Source organism: Virgibacillus sp. NKC19-3 (assembly GCF_019837165.1).
GTDB lineage: Bacteria > Bacillota > Bacilli > Bacillales > Amphibacillaceae > Virgibacillus_L > Virgibacillus_L saliphilus.
This window is the reverse complement of sequence record NZ_JAGYHC010000001.1, coordinates 726,396-743,449: the sequence shown is the minus strand read 5'-3', so window position 1 is coordinate 743,449 and position 17,054 is coordinate 726,396. Positions and strand designations below refer to the sequence as shown.

Here is a 17,054-nt window from a genome sequence, read left to right as displayed (position 1 = left end):
TTAGATCCTATGATATAATTATAACACATTAAAACCCTTCGTCAATGGGAAACCAAACGAATTTTTGCTTAGAAAACGTGGTTGTCATCAAGTTCTTCGGTTGATAGCCAAAGCCCGCACTTATGCAGTAAAAAATCACGAAGTAAGAAAGGGACTCTCTTACTTCGTGATTCTTAACGATACAACGGATTTAATTTTCTTTTATTTCACAGCCTTCATCTGTACAATACATTGTTTTAGACTTTTTAGGGGTTAATGATTGCAAAACAGGTTTCTCTCTTTCTTCTTCCCAAACCTGTTCGAGCACTTCTGTGAAAACTTCTGCAGGTTGAGCCCCTGAGACGGCGTATTTTTCATTGAATACAAAAAACGGAACGCCTTGAACTCCTATTTCACGAGCTTGTTCCTCGTCTCCTCGGACATGATTTGCATAATTATTTACCTCAAGTAATGCTGTTACCTCATCTCCATTTAACCCAACTTCTTCCGCAAGTGCTGTAAGTGTCTCATGGTCACTAATGAGTTTTGATTCTGTGAAATAGGCATGTAGAAGTCGTTCAGTCATTTCTTTGCCCTTACCTTGCCCAGTTGCATATTGTGCCACACGATGTGCATCAAATGTATTGGTATGTTGCATCGTATCAAAGTTATAGGTCAATCCTACTTCCGCTGCTTGCTCGCCGAGACTTTCATTCATGTTTTTTGCCTGTTCCACAGACATTCCTTTTTTAGTAGCAAGGTATTCATGCATATTCAATCCAGGATTTACTTCAGCGTTCGGATCCAATTCATAGCTTTTATATTCTATCGTTACATCATCTTTTTGCGGGAAATCCTCTATGGCTTTTTCTAATCTTCGCTTACCAATATAACAAAACGGGCATACGAAATCTGACCATACTTCTATTTTCATATCATCCACCTCATTTCTGAGGATATTGTAGCACAGCGTCAAAAATTGATTAAATAATATGCCTGAAAAACGGGGTGGAGATGCGAAAATTGGATTGGTAGAAATCAGCCGAAGTGACACTGATTTCGTGCTGTTACGTTATTCTATTATTGCCTTCGTCCACTCCATCATCGACATACTTGCCATAGTCCGGAATGGCAAGCCGGTCAAATTCGGTAACAAGCTTGTTTAATCCTTCTGTTAGCTCTTGTCCTTCCATGAATCTTCCATGACCAGGAACTACTATATTCGGTTTTAAATCAGCTAATTTTTTCACGGAATCCCAGGCAGCCTGCCAATCCGTAGTTAAGTATCTGGGAGGACCATTGATTTCCTTATTTTGCATTAATACATTGTAAACGGAATCCTGTCTTACGGTGATAAACGCATCTCCTGATAATAGCAAGGCATCTTTCTCCCGAAAAAAGGACACATGACCTGCTGAATGACCTGGTGTATGCACCCACTTCCAATTAGAAAGTTCAGGTACACTATTATCTGCCGGTAATGGCTTAATATTATCTCCCAGATTAATCGGTTCATTCGGATACATCGGCGATATTTTAGCTAATAAACCGCCTTCTACCGTAGAATCCGGTTCAGGGTAACGTTCTTTTCCGGTTAGAAACGGCAGTTCAAGTTCATGCGCGTATACGGGAACATCCCATTCTTGCACTAAGTCAACTAAACCTCCCACGTGGTCAAAATGCCCATGGGTTAGAATAATTGCTGCTGGCTTACGATGCTCCCCGTAGCGTTCTTTTACTACTGCTTTTATTTCAGATGCAGCAGTCGGCAGACCCGCATCTATTAAAACCCACTTCTCATCCGTTGGGGCTCCGATAAAACATATATTTGCGATCTGATCCGTGTAGTAATAAACATCTTCTCTTACCGCTTGTCCTGTTCTACTTTCTATAGATGACATCGGTATGAATTTATTATCACTGCTTTCATGCATTTCTTTATCCATGAAAATCAATCCTCCTTTTTTCTTAGGATTTGAACAGAAGCAGAATATATACGCTATACCATGGAGATATTTTGCATAAAAACCAGCTATTTCACAGATCAATTATCCTTATAGGAATATCTTTCCTGGATTGATCCATCCTGTTTGTAAATGATTAAGGAGGTTCCTTTATTTTTTGCAATCTCCCTGCCGCGGTTGATCGCTTCATCCTTGTTTTCAAAAATATCGCTGGCCCGATCTGCATTGCTCGATTGTACAGCCCAACCGTTTTCATGGGCCACAACCTCTTCAGCCTCTTCTAAACGTTCCGGATTATTTTCATATCTCTTCCCTTCTTCAGCACGTTGCGTTGGCTTGCCACGTTTTTTATATGTTTCAATTTCATCCTCACTTGCATTTTGATACCATTCCTTTGCTTGTTCCGTAGCGATTGGAATGGCTCTTCCTTCTTCATAACCTTCATCGATCATGGAATTCGCAATATCAATTGCTTTCTTTTTTGTCGCTTCATCTAAATTTTTCATGGATGATGGATAATCATTTAATGTCCAAGGCATTGTGGGCCCTCCCTCAAATTTTTGTTTGGCAGTTAAGTAAGTATATCTATATTTCTTACTGCATAAGTGCAACTAAGGCATCCACCATAAAAACGGGGAACACCAAGCTTTCTACTATGTACATTCCCATTTATATTTGAGGCAAACATGGAGAGTTTCTTCAATTCGGGAGAGAAAGCATCCATATCGGGAGACAGCATAGCCAATTCGGGAGAGCGAATATCCAAGCCATAGCTAAGGGAAAGTTCCCTTAGCTATTTTCATTCAACAGCGATCTCCCCATAATATCTACGCGCTTCGTATTCTTTAATTCATCCAATGTTCGCGCGCCGATACCAAACATTGTCATCTTCAATTCAAGTTCGATTTGCTCCATGGTCTGGGCGACTGTTTCTGCTGATTCCGTTGCAGCTTGTAGCAGTTGTCGGGCGAAACCAATAACGTCCGCACCAATAGTTATCGCTTTTGCTGCATCAACACCAGACTTCATTCCACCACTTGCTACAAGTGGAACATCAGGTAATTCGCTACGAACAGAAACAATACAATCTTTCGTTGGAATTCCCCAATTATTAAAAGCTTCTGCAGCTGCTTTCTTCAATGGATTCTCAGAACGGAGCTTTTCCACCTGACTCCAGGACGTTCCACCCGCCCCAGCAACATCAATATAGGAGATTCCAGCATCATATAACCTTTTGGCCACCGTACCATCAATTCCAAATCCAACCTCTTTTGCTGCAACCGGAACGTTCAATGCATTGGTGACTTTTTCAATTTTTGGTAGCAGATTTTCAAAATTTAAGTCTCCTCCATCCTGCACTGCTTCCTGCAGCGGGTTGAAATGGAGCACAATTGAGTCTGCTCCCGTCATATCAACAATACGCATAGCCTCTTCGGCGCCATAACCATAATTTAATTGTACCGCTCCTAAATTCGCAATTATGGGTACAGTTGATGCTTGTTTACGTATTAAGAAAGACTCCTTATGTGCATCACTTTCAAGCAAAGCTCTTGTTGAACCAAGTGCAACCGCCCAGCCCTTTTCCTGAGCAGCTGTTGCCAAATTTTGATTAATTTTAGTTGCAAGCTCTGATCCACCAGTCATCGAACTGACAAGAAACGGTGCATTTATTCTCTTTTTTAAAAAATGGGTATCTATTTGAATATCTTCAAAATTAATCTCAGGCAAGGCGTTATGTATAAAATTTATACCTTCCAACCCTGTTGATTTGTTGATGCCCTCTACATTTTCTGTCAAACAAAGCCGAATATGCTCTGTCTTTCGTTTATTTATACCCTCTTCCATTTAAAAGCGACCCCCATTTTTATTTATAGTCCTATATCTTTTATCATACCAATATTTCTGGCAAATGTAATGGGAAAGCCTCCATCTGTTTTTTTAAATACTTGTTTATTTTTCAGAAAAATGATATAGCTGGGATAAACGACGTGACAGTAGGGAGATGAGTGTTTTGAAACAATATGCTAAGACTTTTGCAGAAAAAGCGCACGCTGGTCAAAAACGGAAAAGTTCAGATGCCCCTTACATTAGCCATCCCATTCGGGTTGCTGAAAGGCTTGAGGAGAATGGGTTTACAGACGAGGTTGTTTGCGCAGGATATTTACATGACGTGGTTGAAGATACACCTTATGAAATGAAAGATATCAAGTGCGAGTTTGGGGAGCGGGTTGCAAAGCTTGTTGCCGCCCACACTGAGGATAAATCCAAATCGTGGCAGGAGCGCAAACAACATACGATCGATACCATTACATATGCTCAAAAAGAAATAAAATACCTGATCGTTGCTGACAAATTGGATAACCTTCTTGAAATGGAAAGAGACTTGAAACTGCAAGGTGATGCAGCATGGGATAAATTTAGTGCAGGATTTGAAAAACAGAAATGGTATAATCAATCGATTGCTACAAATATGTATGTTGGATTAGATCCTAATGATGCGCCGGACTATTTTGGAGAATTTGAAGAGGCTGTGGAGCGGGTTTTTGGAGCAGGCTGATGCTGCGGCTGTAGATAGCGGATTTGGCCGGTTCCTCCTCGTATTTTGAGGCAGCCTGTTGATCGGTTTTAACGCACTCTCAATCGATTTGATGTGATGCTCGATTTTGACGCGCGTTCGATAGGATATCCCGTTTAGACATTAAAAGTAATTCCCATTACTGCTCCTTTTTAATAACATGCATGCTAATTTTCTACCATTCTCATCTCTTACACATTGCACATAAAAATAAAAAACGATAGTATAAGAGAAACGTAAATTAACATGAGCTAATGGAGGGGAATATATGGAGAATAAAATTAGAGTTGGTATTGTGGGGTACGGTAATTTAGGAAGAGGCACAGAAGCTTCGATCGGGCAACAACCGGATATGGAACTTGTTGCTATTTTTACAAGAAGAAACCCGGATAGTATAGATAATCTTCATTCGGATATAGATGTGCTACACATCGATGAAGCGAAAAACTACACCGATAAAATCGATGTCATGCTCCTATGTGGTGGTTCTGCAACAGATCTGCCTGAACAGGTCCCCGCTTTTGCGGAAATGTTTAATACCGTAGATAGTTATGATACACATGCTAAAATCCCTGAATTCTTTGCATCTGTTGACAAAGTAGCACAAAATAGTGGGAAAACAAGCATTATCTCCGTTGGTTGGGATCCTGGTATGTTTTCCATGAATCGCGTCATGTCAGAGGCCCTTCTACCTGAAGGAGAGACGTATACATTTTGGGGGAAAGGCTTGAGTCAAGGCCATTCTGATGCTGTCCGCAGAGTTGAAGGTGTTAAAAAGGGCGTTCAGTACACCATCCCGTCTGATAAAGTAATGGACCAAGTTAGAAATGGGGAAAATCCAGCTGTATCCAAGGTTGATCGTCATGTGCGCACCTGCTATATTGTAGCCGAAGAAGATGCAGATACAGCCAAGATTGAACAAGAAATTGTAACAATGCCCAATTACTTTGCTGATTATGAAACGACCGTTCACTTTATCACAGAAGATGAACTAGCGCGGAATCATTCCTCCATGCCACACGGTGGGTTTGTCATTCGCAGTGGTAAAACCGGTGAAGGAAGTAACCAAATCGTCGAATATAATTTAAAATTGGATAGTAATCCCGAATTCACCTCAAGCGTTCTCACCGCCTATGCACGTGCAGCGTACCGGCTAAATCAAGAAGGGCAAAAAGGCGCGAAAACCGTTTACGATGTAGCTCCTGGATACATCTCTCCAAAATCAGCGGAAGAATTGCGCAGCGAGTACTTATAAAAATATCCCCCTTTTGTACATTGTATGAAGGGGGTCTTTTATGGTTCAGTTACAGAAAAACCAGAATAATAAGCAAGATAGTTGTTGTACAATGGAAAATACGTGAAAATGGGAATATAGATGATAAAACAGAAAGGATGTTCAAAATGGAAATTCTTGTTGTAGGAGCCAATGGTCAAATAGGAAAACATCTGGTTAAACTGATTCAGAAAAATGATAACCTGCAAGCGAAAGCGATGATCCGTAATGAAGAGCAGGCTTCCTTTTTCAAAGATCTTGGTGCGGAACTTAGTATCGTAGATTTGGAACAAGACGTCGATGCTATTACCAATGCTGCAAAAGGCGTTGACGCGGTCGTATTCACAGCCGGTTCAGGCGGACACACTGGAAAAGATAAAACGATGATGGTGGATTTGGATGGCGCAGTTAAAACCATAGAAGCAGCTAAAAACGCGAATGTAAAACGGTTTATTATGATTAGTTCGTTTGACACCAGACGTGAAGCTATACAGACGGCCTCTTCATCTTTCGCCCCTTATGTTGCAGCTAAACACTATGCGGATGAATGGTTGAGAAACTCCAATCTGGATTATACCATTATCCATCCCGGTCTATTAACAAACGATGAGGGTACCGGTCAAGTCGAGTTAGGATCCAATGTTGAAAGAGGTGAAGTTCCTAGAGAGGATATCGCGAGTGTCATCGCCTCCAGCTTGGAAAACGATACAACAATTGGAAAAGAGTTTCAGGTAGTGTCTGGAACGAAATCGATTAAAGAAGCGTTAAATGCATTGAGCTAAATACGAGTTATACATGCAACTCCCTTTTTTTAATTGGGGGTTGCATTTCGTTTATGTATACCCGTTATCAAAAAATAACCACTCCTCTAACGAGAAGTGGTCCACCTTTACGCATTCATTTGCTTCCATTTCTTTCGAGCATACGTGTAGTTTCCTTCATATCGCATCAGCTTTCCTTCTGACAATAAATACGTCACAGGAAAAAGCCGATCCAAGAAGTAGCGATCATGGGAAACAGCAATGATAGTGCCGTCAAATTGCTCTAATGCTTCCTCCAGAACTTCTTTAGACGCAATATCCAGATGATTTGTCGGCTCATCCAAGATCAATAAATTATGATTTTGATGAACAAGCTCAGCCAACCGAAGGCGCATTTTCTCCCCTCCACTTAACCATTGTACCTTTTGGAACACAGTGTTGCCGTAAAAGAGGAATTTTGCTAAAATTCCTCTGGCTTCACCCTCTGCAACCTGAACATGTTCACGAAATTCAGCTAAAACAGTTCGTTCACTTTCCATCTCCAGCATATGTTGTGACAAAAATCCAATCGAGAGATTACTTCCCTGCTGAATCGTACCCTTATCCGGCATCTCTGCCTGCAATATCATGTTTAATAACGTGGTTTTCCCGGTTCCATTCTCCCCAATAATAGCAATTCGCTCTTGAAAGCGCACATGCATATGCACATGATGAAACAATATTTTTTGCCCATATTGTTTGCTCACATTTTCCATCGTTAAGACGTCTTTTCCACTCCGTTTATTCATCTGAAAATCAAGATTGATCTTTTTCTGCTCAAGCATAGGTCTTTTCATGACATCCATTCGAGCAAGCGCCTTTTCCATACTTTTCGCACGACGATGCAGACCATCATTAGGCGGATTTGCCTGATTTGCCCACTCCTTCAGCCGTTTAATGGTTTCCCTCATCTTTTTCATTTTCTTTTGCTGATCTTGATATTGCTGAAATTCCTGAAGTAAACGTTCTTCCCGCTCTTTTACATAATTAGTGTAATTTGTATCATATCGAATTAACTCACCTTGGTCCATCTCTAGTATGGATGTCACTGTTTCATCTAAAAAGTAGCGGTCATGGGAAACCATCAGGATTGTCCCATGATAGTGTTTGATAAATTCAGTCAACCATTCGATTGCCAGAAAGTCCAAATGGTTCGTTGGTTCATCAAGTAATAAGAGGTCCGGCGCCTTTAGCAGTAGCATGGCTAAACCAACCTTTGTCCTTTCCCCGCCACTTAGCTGCTTCCATTCTTTTTCAGCTAAATCTTCTATCTGTAGGCCACTCATTATTCGTCTTACTTGTGCATCTATTTCATAGCCGCCATCTTGCTGGAATTTTTCTTGTAATTCTCCGTACTTTCCCATGTGACGATCCAATTGATCAGGAGTTGTTTCTTCAGACATCTTTCGTTCCAAATCAATCATCTCATCACGCAAGCGATTTAAGTTAGAAAACACATCAAAAAGCAATGTCTGCACGTTTTTCCGCTGATCAATATCTGGATTTTGTTGCAAGAGCCCAACAGACAAACCCTTTTTCCACGTAATATTTCCTGAAACAGGCGCTACTTGCTTTGCAATTACATGTAATAATGTTGTTTTCCCTTCTCCATTTCGACCAATTAATCCAATTCGTTCACCTTGCTTTATCTCACAAGCCATATTACTAAATATCGTATTTGCCCCAAGCGTTTGTGTCACATTTTGTATACTGCAAACAATCATTTTCTCTTCCTCCGTTTAGAAGAGACAACTTTCGCCACACGAAAAAACGTCAGAGAGATCCCCTGACGTTTGAAACGATACCGTTGGCAGGCAGATGTCTCTTGCTGGTAATTTTTTCCTATTTTGTATTAAAAAGGGACATACGTATCCCTTGGACAAAATTTCCGGAAAAAATTGCATAACGAATCCACAGATATTCTATGAATGTTGTTATACAACTATCAGCATGATTCATCTAACCCACCTCCAATTTAAGTTACCTTTAGTTTATGGAAAATAATGCATCGTGTCAATAGAAGAACTTTCACCAAACAATCTCGCCAAACTGCTCCTCATAATCAATTTTCATATCAAAATCATGCTTCCAATAAAAATGCTTTAATCGTTCCATATGATCAAAATCCCGCTTGGCGATATCACCAGTAATCGATTGTACATTTGCTTCCTCTGCAATTTCTTTTATATATTTCATTAAAACGGACCCATACCCTTTATTCTTTTCCCCTTTTATGTCAGCAATATGGAGTGTATGTTGATCCTTATATGTCGCTTCAATAGCCCCGTCCCATTTTCCCCGATAAGGACTGGAGCAGTCATGAAGCATTATTTGAAATTTATTCTTCCATTTATGCGAATAGATAATAACCCATTGGCCTTTGTTTGTTTGGTCAATACTAATTATTTCATTCTTCTTTGCTATTTTCTTCATATTTTCCTGCATACGGAAAAGTTGAAATTCCAAGCTATCTTGTTCTTGTTTGACTTCATCTTTTTCCACGACCTCTGGTTGATTCAAAATAACCCTCCTTCAACAGCACACACAATTTGCCATTTTAAAGGGTATACCTGAGGAGTTCAAGCATTATAAAATTATTTGAAAGAGAAAAATAGGCTGGGACAAAAGTATTTTTAACAAATAAATTCCGAATGTATTCCGCTTTGGAAATATGTGTTTTTTTAGTTAAACACTTTTGTTTTGTTCCAACCTCTTTTTCTGGATTCCTTTTGTTCTAAACTCCAGTGCTGCTATTTACCAGCGTATAGAAAACATTCCTTTGTATGATCATTCACCATCCCGGTTGCTTGCATGAATGCGTAACAAATGGTAGGTCCTACAAATTTAAATCCACGCTTTTTCAAATCCTTGCTCATTTGCTCCGATTCTTTCGTTGTAGCAGGCACTTTTTCATGGGACTGCCACTCATTGATAATCGGTTCTCCCTCTACAAATTGCCAAATATACGCATCAAAACTTCCAAATTCTTCTACCACGCTTAAAAAGGCTTGCGCATTTGTAACAACCGAGCGAACTTTTAGCTTATTCCTAATAATACCTTCATCTTGCAAAAGCTCTGCTATGTTATCTTCCCCGTATGTGCTAATGACCTTAGGATCAAAACCATCAAATGCCTTGCGGTAATTCTCACGGCGTTTCAGAATAGTAATCCAACTCAAACCGGCTTGAGCACCTTCCAAGCACAACATTTCAAACAATTTCCGGTCATCATGGGTTGGTCTTCCCCATTCGTAATCATGATAATCGATATAAAGCTGATCTGCTGTAACCCATTTGCAGCGTCTTTTATCCATATTCTACGCTTCCCCCATTGCAACTTCATTCTCTTCATAGGAAATCCAATCACTGAAACTACCGGGATAAAGTTTAACATTGGTGTATCCTGCTGCTTTTAATGCAAGTACATTCGGGCATGCCGAAATACCCGATCCACAGGAAACAATAATCTCTTTATCTTTTGGTAACGATTCAAAATGGGTTTGCAGTTCCTCCTTCTTTTTCCAAGAGCCTTTCTCTGTTAAGACATCCTTCCAAAAGAAATTTCTGGCTCCCGGGATGTGTCCGGCTTTCACATATAAGGGTTCGGTTTTACCTAGGTATCTATCTTTTGCACGTGAATCGATTAAAACAGCTGCGTTTTCCTCCAATTTCTCTTTTACTTCTTCTATGTCTGCGATCTGATTTTCACGAACTGCTGGGTGGAAATCTTTTTCTTCCAATATTGGAATTTCGTCTGTAACGTCATTCCCTTCCGCTACCCAGCGTGCATAACCGCCATCTAAAACATATGCTTTTTCATGTCCTAAATAATGTAGCAGCCACCACAACCTTGCCGCAAACATGTCATTTTCTTGATCGTAAATAACCACTGAAGTTTGATGGTCAATACCGATCTTGCCTATTTTGGCTGTAAACATATCCATGTCCGGCAATGGATGCTTTCCACCGTGCTTTTGGGCTCTGTCAGCTAGATCTTTGTTCAAATCCATATAGACCGCACCGGGGAGATGATTTTCTAAATACATTTTCCTTCCGGCATCCGGATCATCCAGTTGAAAACGGACATCCACAATCACTGTGTTCCTTTGATTATTTTCCAGTCGCTTCTTCAGTCGATTCACACTTATTAGATAAGTCAATGGTATCCCTCCAGTATTCTTGTAATACGTACAACAAAACCCTTTTGCACCTTTTATGTTGAAACCAGCTTTTTCGTTTCATTTTATGCCTGCTCTGTTTTTTGTAATTACTTTTAATTTTAACTGATGAAAGGCATTTGTAACAGCCCCATCTTTCCATTCTTTTATCAGACATAAGCTACCTCTTCCGTGTCATCCAATAGGGATTCTCCAAGCACATAACCCACAAAAAGTATTTATCCCTTATGATCTATACATATTATGGTACTATAAAAGAAATAAACATAAGGAGATGACCAGATAATGAAGGAAGAAATTATCAAGCGCTTTACAACATATGCAAAAATAGACACGCAATCAGATGACACTAATCAGGATACCCCTTCGACTCCTGGCCAGTTTGATTTGGCAAATAAATTGGTAGATGAATTAAAGGAAATCGGTATGGAGGACGTGTCCGTTGATGAAAACGGATATGTGATGGCAACACTGCCTTCCAACACCCAAAAGGAAGTACCAACGATCGGATTTATGGCACATGTAGACACGGCAACAGACTTCACCGGTAAAAATGTTAATCCACAAGTCGTTGAAAATTTTGATGGAACGGATATTACGCTTCATGAAGATTTACAAGTTGTTTTGTCAGCAAAGGAATTCCCGGAACTTCCCAGCTATAAGGGAAATACCCTGATCACTACCGATGGCACAACACTTCTTGGAGCTGACGACAAAGCAGGCATCACCGAAATCATGACCGCAATGGATTATCTCATCCAACATCCCCAAATCAAACATGGCCGGATCCGTGTTGCTTTTACCCCGGATGAAGAAATCGGTCGCGGGCCGCATAAATTTGATGTCAATCGCTTCGATGCAGCCTATGCCTATACCATTGACGGCGGTCCACTAGGAGAATTGCAATATGAAAGCTTCAACGCAGCCGCTGCCAAGGTGACTTTCAAAGGAAACAGTGTTCACCCTGGTACAGCGAAACATAAAATGATCAACGCTGGGAAAATGGCCGCTGCATTTATCGGGAAGTTTCCAGAGAAGGAGGCGCCCGAACATACAGAGAAATACGAAGGATTTTACCACCTGATCTCTATAAATGGTGATGTGGAAAATACACAAGTGACTTATATTATTCGTGATTTTGATAAAGAAAACTTTGCCGCACGAAAAGCTATATTTGAAAAATTCGTCAACGAAATGAAAGAGATGTGCGGGGAAGCAAATGTCGAGTTGCAAATGACTGATCAATACTACAACATGCGTGAGAAAATCGAACCTGTGAAGGAAATCGTGAATATCGCCCATCAAGCAATGGAAAACCTTGATGTTCAACCACTAGTAAAACCTGTCCGCGGCGGAACTGATGGTTCACAACTTTCGTATAAGGGATTGCCTACACCAAATATCTTTACAGGAGGAGAGAATTTCCACGGCAAATATGAATATATTTCTGTTGATAATATGGAAAAAGCAACAAATGTCATCGTGGAGATCTGTAAACTATTTGAATCGAGGTAAAAAAGAAAGACCAGAGTCAACTTCATGAATGTCCCTTCTTTTTTGCGAAAAATTTATATTGCTCATTGCATCTGTTCTATGAGAAAATAAAACCTGTTTAGAAAAGAAATGCACGGGGAGAGAATCAGTATGTTTAAAAAGCGCACAGTATTATCCATTGTAATGTTAAGTCTATTATTTTTCATCACAGCTTGTAATAGCGAAAACACGAATGGTAATGACGCTAGTAATGAAGCTCAGCAGTCTTCTGAATCTGAAACCGAAGAAGGAATCAACGAACTTCCTGAGGAAGAGCTAAACAAAATGGATCAAGGAGAAGCGGTGCAAACATTGCAGGAAGGTTTAAATGAGATTGGCTATTCCTTAAAGCTAAATGGGAATTTTGATGAGGCTACGACCTGGGCAGTGACCGATTTTCAATTACAACAGGAAAATTTACAGGCAATTGGTGCGTATAATGAAGAAACGAAAAAAGCGTTGGAAGATGTGCTTGCCGCAGGAGATGAAATCGATGTAGGCGCAGGGCTCCCGCAAGAAGTAGAAGCTAGCACATCAGATGAAGAAGCAAACGTAGTCGCTAACCCATATGATCAATTAGCATTAGTAAACAAGCAGAACACCCTGCCATCCGATTACGATCCAGATGATCTGGTAGTGCCGGACATCCCGTTTCCATTTACGGAGGATTTACCAAAAAAGCAAATGCGAGAAGTAGCTTCCGATGCTTTGGAAGATTTATTCCAAGCAGCGGATGAAGCTGGACTTGATTTAGTTGCACAATCCGGGTACCGTTCCTACGAGCGACAAGAGGCTATTTTTGCATCAAATGCTAATGAGCACGGAGAAGAAGCCGCAAACCAATTTAGCGCTCAACCTGGGCAAAGTGAGCATCAGACAGGTTTAACCATGGATGTTACAACCCCTAGTATAAACAATGAGCTAACTACTGAATTCGGTGAGACCGATGAGGGAAAATGGGTAGCGGAACATGCAGCTGACTATGGATTTATTATTCGATACCTCGAAGGACAAGAAGAGATTACGGAGTATCAATATGAGCCATGGCACCTGCGATATGTTGGTGAAAAGCCAGCCCAGGAAATCATGTCCCAAGAAATCACGCTGGAAGCGTACTTGGATGAGGAGTAATAAAAACCTGCTCCTAAGCTGGCTAAACAATACGCCTTTCGTATGTATGGTTACTTTTAAATCTTCCCGTTGATGGAAACTGCGGCGTAGTGACAGTTTTGCAAACACTGGCTGGGAGCAGGAATTGTGCTACGGAAATATATTTCGCGTACCCTATAGGGCAGCTGGTAAGCTCCCTTGTGCTCATCGTGTTGCAAGTAATTTCGAGAGAGCATCCTTCCTTGCCAAAAAGATTGCTAGCGCACTACGGAGTCTTACCTAGACTTTTCCTCCCGCGGGGGCTTCACTGATGATGTGTTTTTAAAAGAAGCAACAGGTATCTAGAGCGAAAAACCGTCGACTCCTGCTCAGAACAACGTGTCCAGTCCTGAGCAGCGATGGTCTTCCGCGAAGAGGGTGAATCCGTGCCCTAAAGCGCGCAACGTTTCGTAGCGGAAATCAACAACCACTTACGTCGCAGTTTTTATCTTCTGTGACAAAAGCAATAATCCTTTAGAAAACAATCTTTACCAATGTAAATTTACCCCTCGGATTCCGCAACGCGTTTGACGCGGTCAACAAATTGAACGACGACTTTATTGCTTACAAATATCATCAACAGTTTCAACATCCAGCTTAGGGGCTTATTGGTGGTCGTATAGGAGAAATAGGTTGTATGGTCATCGATTTGTTTTAGCTCGTATTCTGTGGTGATTTCAAACGTATTCGCTAGGGAAAAGGTTTCTTTTACCTGTTTATATTCAGGGTTGTCCACATATGCTAATGTTTCCACATCATATTCCTGTACACCTTTATTCCCTTGGTATTTTTGCCTGTGGACGCTGCCTTTGCCCTTTTTTATTTCGGTAATGGGCTCGTTTTCCATTAAACCAGGCAAAACCTTTTGCATATCTTCCACCGATCCGGTAAATAATGTCCAGATTCGTTCAATTGGAGCATTTATTTCTGTATCATGCGACCATGTTTTCATCTGTATACCCACCCCATATGTTTCTATCATGTTCACCTATCTAAAGGAATAACAATTTTCGAGGAAAAATGAAAAGAGGGTTAAGCGAGAAGGAAATGGCTTATACAACTTTTCTCGATTGTTTGCCATTTGAGGGGGTCTCTTCCTGTTCTATTTGTATATCCAACGCACGAATGCGTTCTAATGCCACTTGGTCGTCGATTACTTTATAATGATGATTTCCACCATTTTCCTCATCCGCTTCATCAGCAAGTGCGACAATTTGTTGCAGTGGCTTTAATTTGAGCTCGCCTTCTGGTAAATACGAGTCGGTATGCAGTAAAATCGCAACCGCAATTTCCTTTGCCTTATGGCGATCTTCCCCAATCCGAATCAGTAGCTTATGCGCTCGACTTGCACCCTTGATCGCATGAATATCATTCTCTTTATACAGGTCATAATCCCACTCTCCATCACGATACCATGTGTAATGGCCGACATCATGTAGCAATGCAGCTTTTGTGGCATCATCCGTATTTATATCAAATCGTTTGGCAAATATATACGCATATTCAGCTACTGCAATAGCGTGTGCCACACCAGACCGCCCCAAATATTTCTGCGTTATAGGATGTGTAAATATTTGTTCCAAGGTTACATGTCTCATGCATTTTCCGCTCCTTTCTAAAATTAATTTTAATGACTATATCATTTTCTATATCCCTTTGCAAGGCTTTTTCCTTTTACTCGTTTTTTCAAACACCAACAACACGTCCAACCCATGCGGATGTGCTAATTTTTTTAAAAAGGTTTCCATATCATCAACGCAATGATAATTACAAACAGGCCGTTCTCGATCCGCTCATAAAGGAATAATTTCTTTGCTAGTGCATCATATTCTTCTGGAATATCTTCCCCCTTATGTGTTTTCAACAATACTTTAATGGGCTTAGACCTGGGAGATAAAACGAACGGGCCGAACGCTAGGGCAATTAAATACAATATCAGACTTACCACGAACCACCCTGTCGTAAATAAATAGGGATGTATAAATCCCATCCATAAACCAGTGATAAGTAACAGCGTGCCGCCAACCATAACAAAGGTATGCAATCGACTTCGAATGCTATACGCATGTTTTAATTCAGTCATGTTTGTCGCTCTTGTTGCAATATTAGTCATGACAAACCCAGGCCCCATACCTAAAATCGCGGAGAAAATATGAACAAATAAAAGTAGCTCGTAAAATGTCATGGACATCATCCTCCTAAAACCTTTCCCATTTAATCCTAAGACCTATATATATCGGAGGACGTGATATACCACACATTCCCTAACTTAATTGTAACAAATTCGTGACACGACATGCATTACATATATTTATATCACATAGTCGAATCCCTCTCAGGCAAGAGCATCAACGCTAAATGCTTATAACAATGTTTTATTCATACCTTATCTTCATGTCTCCCGCTTTAATCCATCCTTTTATCCGAAACCATTCAGAAATCGCCAAACTAATAATAGCCGGAGCAATAACATGCAAAAGTAAAACACTCCAAAAAATATGCATGGAAACACCCATGGATTCAAAGGTCATAATCTGACCTACCAGGCCACTCGTTCCCATTCCTGCTCCTGATGCATTATTTGTTAAACCAAACCATACCGTAGCAATCGGTGCCAAAGCCGCTCCAGCAATGGTTGGAGGTAGGATAATGATCGGTTTTTTTAATATATTTGCAACCTGTAACATCGATGTTCCTATTCCTTGCGCTAACAATCCCCCAAATCCATTATCCCGATAACTCGACACAGCAAATCCTATCATTTGAGCAGCACATCCAATCGTAGCTGCACCGGCGGCAAGTCCATCTAAGGATAGCATCATAGAGATAGCCAACGCGGATATTGGTGCTGTTAACGCCCAGCCCATAAGGACAGCTACTAGAATTCCCATGATAAATGGCTGCTGCGTGGTCGACCAGTTAATGATCTCACCAAAGCCAACCATAAACGAATCTATCGGCGGGCCAATAAACTTCCCTACTGTAAAACCTATGAATATCGTTACAAAAGGGGTAACGATAATGTCTATACGTGTTTCCTTATACACTAACTTTCCTATTTCCGTTGCAAATAAGGCAGTGATATAGCTACCGGCAGGCCCACCTAATTCCGATCCAAATGCCCCTGCAAATAACACTGAAAACAATACCAAGGGCGGTGCTTTTAGTCCATACGCTATCGCAACCCCAATGGCTCCACCCATAATTTTAGGATCCATGGCAAACGTTCCCATTTCAACAAAAAAGGCTAAAAATGTTACCTGCTCACCGATTGTTTTAATAATAAGTCCAATAATAAGTGATGAAAATAGCCCCAAAGCCATATAGCTTAAGGCAGTGATCAAATATTCTCTAATCGAAAGTGTAACCCCTTTTCTTTGTAAAAAATCTCGCATACTTTTCTCCCCCATATTGTGAATTAATTCACATATTTGCTATTATCGAACTGATTTCGTATTTATTATTACGTTAATTTCTTCGCATTTCAAGTATTTTATGAAATTTTCTTTATTTTATTTTAAGATATGCGCGGTTAATTATAAGGGTAGTGTCGCTTGATTCAGCATTAGAATCGTTCAGTTCGGCATTCGATGCTATTGGTTC

18 protein-coding genes are annotated in these 17,054 nt (G+C 40.5%); 5 read left to right on the top strand and 13 right to left on the bottom strand.

The features are described 5' to 3' along the window. Positions 1-190 precede the first annotated feature (190 nt). The 4 genes from KFZ56_RS03795 to fni form a co-directional block, all read right to left on the bottom strand. Entirely contained in the window at positions 191-913 is a 723-nt protein-coding gene (locus tag KFZ56_RS03795) for a DsbA family oxidoreductase (RefSeq protein WP_222640351.1), read from the bottom strand. 133 nt (positions 914-1,046) lie between these two features. Beyond that, on the bottom strand, positions 1,047-1,925 hold the full coding sequence (locus KFZ56_RS03790) for an MBL fold metallo-hydrolase (RefSeq protein ID WP_222640350.1): 879 nt from the start codon (positions 1,923-1,925) through the stop codon (positions 1,047-1,049). A gap of 98 nt (positions 1,926-2,023) precedes the next feature. Next, positions 2,024-2,482, bottom strand: coding sequence for a DUF2188 domain-containing protein (locus KFZ56_RS03785; RefSeq protein WP_222640349.1), 459 nt, complete (start codon positions 2,480-2,482; stop codon positions 2,024-2,026). A 250-nt stretch (positions 2,483-2,732) separates the two neighbouring features. Further along, positions 2,733-3,788 (bottom strand): type 2 isopentenyl-diphosphate Delta-isomerase, encoded by a 1,056-nt coding sequence (gene fni / locus KFZ56_RS03780; RefSeq protein ID WP_222640348.1) that lies wholly within the window; start codon positions 3,786-3,788, stop codon positions 2,733-2,735. Between the two features lie 166 nt (positions 3,789-3,954). Here fni and KFZ56_RS03775 point away from each other — a divergent pair, with 166 nt between their 5' ends. The 3 genes from KFZ56_RS03775 (at position 3,955) to KFZ56_RS03765 (ending at position 6,573) form a co-directional block, all read left to right on the top strand. Next, positions 3,955-4,500 carry an HD domain-containing protein gene (locus KFZ56_RS03775; protein ID WP_375540665.1) on the top strand — a complete coding sequence of 182 codons (546 nt, stop codon included), beginning with the start codon at positions 3,955-3,957 and terminating at the stop codon, positions 4,498-4,500. Positions 4,501-4,786: 286 nt separating this feature from the next. Continuing rightward, a complete protein-coding gene (locus KFZ56_RS03770; protein ID WP_222640346.1) occupies positions 4,787-5,773 on the top strand; it encodes a diaminopimelate dehydrogenase in 987 nt (328 codons plus the stop codon). 146 nt (positions 5,774-5,919) lie between these two features. Then, positions 5,920-6,573, top strand: a complete 654-nt coding sequence (locus KFZ56_RS03765; RefSeq protein ID WP_222640345.1) for an SDR family oxidoreductase — start codon at positions 5,920-5,922, stop codon at positions 6,571-6,573. Positions 6,574-6,680: 107 nt separating this feature from the next. Here KFZ56_RS03765 and abc-f read toward each other — a convergent pair whose 3' ends face one another. The 5 genes from abc-f to KFZ56_RS03745 form a co-directional block, all read right to left on the bottom strand. Then, complete coding sequence (abc-f, locus tag KFZ56_RS03760) at positions 6,681-8,315, bottom strand: ribosomal protection-like ABC-F family protein (RefSeq protein ID WP_222640344.1); 1,635 nt, start codon at positions 8,313-8,315, stop codon at positions 6,681-6,683. A gap of 118 nt (positions 8,316-8,433) precedes the next feature. Beyond that, a complete protein-coding gene (locus tag KFZ56_RS19975; protein WP_375540664.1) occupies positions 8,434-8,550 on the bottom strand; it encodes an RAxF-45 family protein in 117 nt (38 codons plus the stop codon). Between the two features lie 69 nt (positions 8,551-8,619). Then, positions 8,620-9,111 carry a hypothetical protein gene (locus KFZ56_RS03755; RefSeq protein WP_255584822.1) on the bottom strand — a complete coding sequence of 164 codons (492 nt, stop codon included), beginning with the start codon at positions 9,109-9,111 and terminating at the stop codon, positions 8,620-8,622. A 230-nt stretch (positions 9,112-9,341) separates the two neighbouring features. Continuing rightward, entirely contained in the window at positions 9,342-9,905 is a 564-nt protein-coding gene (locus KFZ56_RS03750) for a DNA-3-methyladenine glycosylase I (protein ID WP_222640343.1), read from the bottom strand. Positions 9,906-9,908: 3 nt separating this feature from the next. Then, the gene (locus tag KFZ56_RS03745) at positions 9,909-10,751 is read right to left on the bottom strand and encodes a sulfurtransferase (protein ID WP_222640342.1); all 843 of its coding nucleotides are present in this window, start codon (positions 10,749-10,751) and stop codon (positions 9,909-9,911) included. Between the two features lie 303 nt (positions 10,752-11,054). Between KFZ56_RS03745 and pepT the strand changes: the two genes are divergently transcribed. Both pepT and KFZ56_RS03735 read left to right on the top strand, forming a co-directional pair. Beyond that, positions 11,055-12,284 (top strand): peptidase T, encoded by a 1,230-nt coding sequence (pepT, locus tag KFZ56_RS03740; protein WP_222640341.1) that lies wholly within the window; start codon positions 11,055-11,057, stop codon positions 12,282-12,284. Between the two features lie 129 nt (positions 12,285-12,413). Then, positions 12,414-13,433: a D-alanyl-D-alanine carboxypeptidase family protein gene (locus KFZ56_RS03735; protein ID WP_222640340.1), complete on the top strand. Its 1,020-nt coding sequence runs from the start codon at positions 12,414-12,416 to the stop codon at positions 13,431-13,433. 520 nt (positions 13,434-13,953) lie between these two features. Here KFZ56_RS03735 and KFZ56_RS03730 read toward each other — a convergent pair. The 4 genes from KFZ56_RS03730 to KFZ56_RS03715 all read right to left on the bottom strand — a co-directional run bounded on the left by KFZ56_RS03730 (position 13,954) and on the right by KFZ56_RS03715 (position 16,846). Next, positions 13,954-14,403, bottom strand: a complete 450-nt coding sequence (locus KFZ56_RS03730; RefSeq protein WP_222640338.1) for an SRPBCC family protein — start codon at positions 14,401-14,403, stop codon at positions 13,954-13,956. 100 nt (positions 14,404-14,503) lie between these two features. Then, positions 14,504-15,049, bottom strand: coding sequence for an HD domain-containing protein (locus tag KFZ56_RS03725; protein ID WP_222640336.1), 546 nt, complete (start codon positions 15,047-15,049; stop codon positions 14,504-14,506). Between the two features lie 134 nt (positions 15,050-15,183). Beyond that, positions 15,184-15,636: a DUF2269 family protein gene (locus KFZ56_RS03720; protein WP_222640335.1), complete on the bottom strand. Its 453-nt coding sequence runs from the start codon at positions 15,634-15,636 to the stop codon at positions 15,184-15,186. Between the two features lie 190 nt (positions 15,637-15,826). Further along, a complete protein-coding gene (locus KFZ56_RS03715) occupies positions 15,827-16,846 on the bottom strand; it encodes a PTS sugar transporter subunit IIC (RefSeq protein ID WP_222640334.1) in 1,020 nt (339 codons plus the stop codon). Between the last annotated feature and the right edge of the window lie 208 nt (positions 16,847-17,054).